Here is a 3314-nt window from a genome sequence, read left to right as displayed (position 1 = left end):
TCGCCCGATCAATTTGTATTGACGAAGCAAGTTTAAAGTTTTCTGGAAGCGTTTCATGTATGGGTTTACACCCGTTTGACTACTAGTAATTTTAAATCTTTCTTAGCTTAGGGGAACTACTTTTTCAAGGAGAAATTAATTCCCTGTAACCTTTAATGAGATGATGGCTTGGAATAAGGAAGGGACAACAACATAAGGGGGAATTATTTTGGATCAACTTGCACTAGAGCGTTCCACTACTAAAAAAGTTACGTTAAGATTAATCCCATTTCTGTTTCTATGTTTTTCGATATCTGTACTTGATAGGGTGAATATTGGATATGCTGCCCTGCAAATAAACAAAGATTTAGGTTTTTCGAATGCTATTTTCGGATTCGGAGCCGGAATTTTTTTCCTGGGCTATTTCCTTTTAGAGGTGCCGGGCAGTGCGATGATGGCTAAAATTGGACCGCGGAAATGGATTAGCAGGATCATGGTGACATGGGGCCTCCTTGCCTTTTTAGAAACTTTCGTCCATACTCCCGTACAATTTTATACAGTACGATTTCTTTTAGGTGTTGCTGAGGCCAGTTTTTATCCATGTATGGTTTCCTATTTAAGCGGTTTCTATCAAACGAAACATCATGCAAAAGCGATTGCCGGATTTATGGTGGCCATACCTTGTACAAATGCTATAGGTGCTCTATTATGTACATTCTTGCTAAGCGTTCACTGGTTTGGTTTGTCAGGCTGGCAATGGTTGTTTATTTCTGAAGCCATTCCATCAGTAATCTTGGGTGTTATATGTTATTTCTATCTTAATGATCAAATTGAAGAAGTAAATTGGTTGAACAAAGAAGAGAAAAAATGGTTAATTGACGTTACTACTAAAGAGAAACTTGAAAAGCAGCAAGTGAAACACTACACTTTCCTGCAGGCTTTAAAAGATCGTGACGTTCTCATTTTATCAGCCGGATATTTTTGCTGGATGGTTGGCTATTACGGGATTAACATGTTTTTACCAACCATTTCAAAAGGTTTATCTGAAAAAATATCTCTTAGCACTCAAAGTATGGGATGGATTTTATTCCCTATGTATATTCTTGCCATGGTGACGATGATTCTAGTTGGCAACCATTCAGATAAGAAGAATGAGAGACGCTGGCATGTTGCTGTATGTTTAACCATAAGTGCTATTGCGATGATTGTTAGCAGCTATATTGCCAATGCAAGCATTATCTTATCCTTTGTATTTCTAACCATTTCACTATGTGGGGCATTTGGGGCATACGCTCCATTTTGGGCCATTCCACCTTCTTTCTTAACTGGAGCTGCAGCTGGAGGCGCCATTGCCCTTATCAATAGTATCGGAAATCTTGGTGGATTTTTTGGCCCTTACATTGTGGGTTATATTAAAGATACAACAGGTTCCTTTACTATTAGTATGATTTTCTTAGGTGTGAGTATGATGTTAAGTTCTTGTATTATTGTTTTCTTGGTAAAACAGTCAGGAAAGGTCAAGAGTAGGAAATTTGAAAAAAAACTAAAAAAAATAAGTTAAGAAACTCTAACCATACTAAATGGAAACTTTATATAAATTGATATCGTGTAAGAGGTGTATTGGTGATGAAAAAACTAGGGGTCCTAACAAGTGGCGGCGATGCCCCGGGAATGAATGCTGCTATAAGGGCAGTAGTAAAAGCAGCAAGTCACTATGATGTGGAAGTAATGGGGATACAGGGCGGATTCCAAGGTTTAATAGATGGTAAAATTCATCAATTAACATCCCAAGAGGTAGAAGATATTGCTGATCGAGGCGGAACGATTTTAAAAACGTCAAGATCCTTAGATTTCATGGAGGAAACAGGACGAGAGAAGGCTTTTCATCTATTGAAAGATCTGGATATAGATTCCTTGATTGTCATAGGTGGGGAAGGATCTTTAAAAGGAGCCGAAAAATTACATAAACTAGGTATAAAGGTGATCGGAATACCTGGAACCATTGACAATGATTTAGCTTATACAGATTATTCAATAGGATTTGATACCACTTTAAATACGGTATTGGAGTGTATCGGTAAAATTAAGGATACTGATTATTCTCATGATAAAACAACGATTGTCGAAGTAATGGGGAGATATTGTGGGGATTTAGCTTTATATTCTGCTTTAGCTGGTGGAGGAGAAATCATCTCTACGCCTGAAAAGCCATTAGATTTATATTCCATCTGTTCAAAATTACGTGTGAGAATGGATAGTGGAAGAAATGATAACCTCGTCATCGTTACAGAAAGAATGTATGATTTGCAGGACTTGCAGCACTACATTGAAAAAAAGTTAAACATTCGTGTAAGAACTACCTCATTAGGGTTCATCCAAAGAGGGGGAAATACCTCCGCATTCGATCGGATATTAGCCAGTAATATGGGCGTTAAGGCAGTGGAACTGTTGATCAATGGATATTCGGGTCTAGCTGTTGGAATGAAAGAGAATAAAATAATTCATAGTGAACTAGGCTGCGTAAATTCCGAGGTCGCGGATAAGCAGGATCAATATAGATTACTAGAAAAGCTTTCAGGTTAGAAAAAGTATATCCCTTTATTGTTATGTCGTTTAAATAAATTTTTTTGAACAAAAGTTAAGGGGGAAGCGAATGATGGGCGAGAAATTAATTGAAAAACAAGATACGATTATCTGTCAAGTGTGTGAAGAAGTCATTGACATTATTGAAAGTACAGAAGGCGTTAAAACGTGGTATGGAGTGTGTCAGGATTGTTCCGAGGAGAAGAAAGAAGATTAACGTTAATGGCTGTTGGAGGAGTGTAAAATGAAAGTAGCGATTGCATCTGATCATGGTGGTATAAATATTCGTAATGGGATCATCTCATTGCTAGAAGAGATGAAAATTGAGTACTTGGATTTAGGGTGTGATTGTGACACCTCTGTTGATTATCCAGATTATGCTATTCCTGTTGCGGAAAAGGTAGCAAGTGGTGAAGTAGAACGAGGTATCTTAATTTGCGGCACGGGGATTGGAATGAGTATCTCGGCAAACAAAGTAAAGGGAATACGCTGTGCACTGGTGCACGATACGTTTAGTGCTAAGGCAACAAGAGAGCATAACAATTCCAATATCTTAGCGATGGGAGAGCGTGTCATCGGCCCGGGCCTAGCTCGCGATATAGCAAAAATATGGTTAACAACCCCCTTTGAAGGCGGCAGGCATGCAAATCGTATCAATAAAATAAAGGAATATGAAGCAGGGGTACGGTTCTCTTGCTCTCTCTAAAGTCAAAAGAAAAACCCCTTTAGCTAATGAACTGACCCGTTAAAAT

Annotated in this window: 4 protein-coding genes; all 4 read left to right on the top strand. The window is 38.3% G+C overall.

Annotated features, from left to right (window positions below; all coding sequences use genetic code 11):
• Positions 1-208: 208 nt before the first annotated feature.
• Positions 209-1540, top strand: coding sequence for an MFS transporter (locus V7266_RS27905; protein WP_335472478.1), 1332 nt, complete (start codon positions 209-211; stop codon positions 1538-1540).
• Between the two features lie 65 nt (positions 1541-1605).
• Positions 1606-2562: a 6-phosphofructokinase gene (gene pfkA / locus V7266_RS27900; protein WP_335472477.1), complete on the top strand. Its 957-nt coding sequence runs from the start codon at positions 1606-1608 to the stop codon at positions 2560-2562.
• A 73-nt stretch (positions 2563-2635) separates the two neighbouring features.
• On the top strand, positions 2636-2779 hold the full coding sequence (locus V7266_RS27895) for a GapA-binding peptide SR1P (RefSeq protein WP_335472476.1): 144 nt from the start codon (positions 2636-2638) through the stop codon (positions 2777-2779).
• A gap of 27 nt (positions 2780-2806) precedes the next feature.
• Entirely contained in the window at positions 2807-3268 is a 462-nt protein-coding gene (gene rpiB / locus V7266_RS27890; RefSeq protein ID WP_335472475.1) for a ribose 5-phosphate isomerase B, read from the top strand.
• The last annotated feature ends 46 nt before the right edge of the window (positions 3269-3314 follow it).

The organism is Neobacillus drentensis, from assembly GCF_036965645.1.
Lineage (GTDB): Bacteria > Bacillota > Bacilli > Bacillales > Cytobacillaceae > Neobacillus > Neobacillus drentensis_D.
This window is presented reverse-complemented; position numbering and strand designations above follow the sequence as displayed.

What these genes read in the sequence shown, in the direction of transcription:
- pfkA (WP_335472477.1), top strand. Translation starts at nt 1,606, where the DNA reads ATGAAAAAACTAGGGGTCCTAACAAGTGGCGGCGATGCCCCGGGAATG.
- V7266_RS27895 (WP_335472476.1), top strand. Translation starts at nt 2,636, where the DNA reads ATGGGCGAGAAATTAATTGAAAAACAAGATACGATTATCTGTCAAGTG.
- rpiB (WP_335472475.1), top strand. Translation starts at nt 2,807, where the DNA reads ATGAAAGTAGCGATTGCATCTGATCATGGTGGTATAAATATTCGTAAT.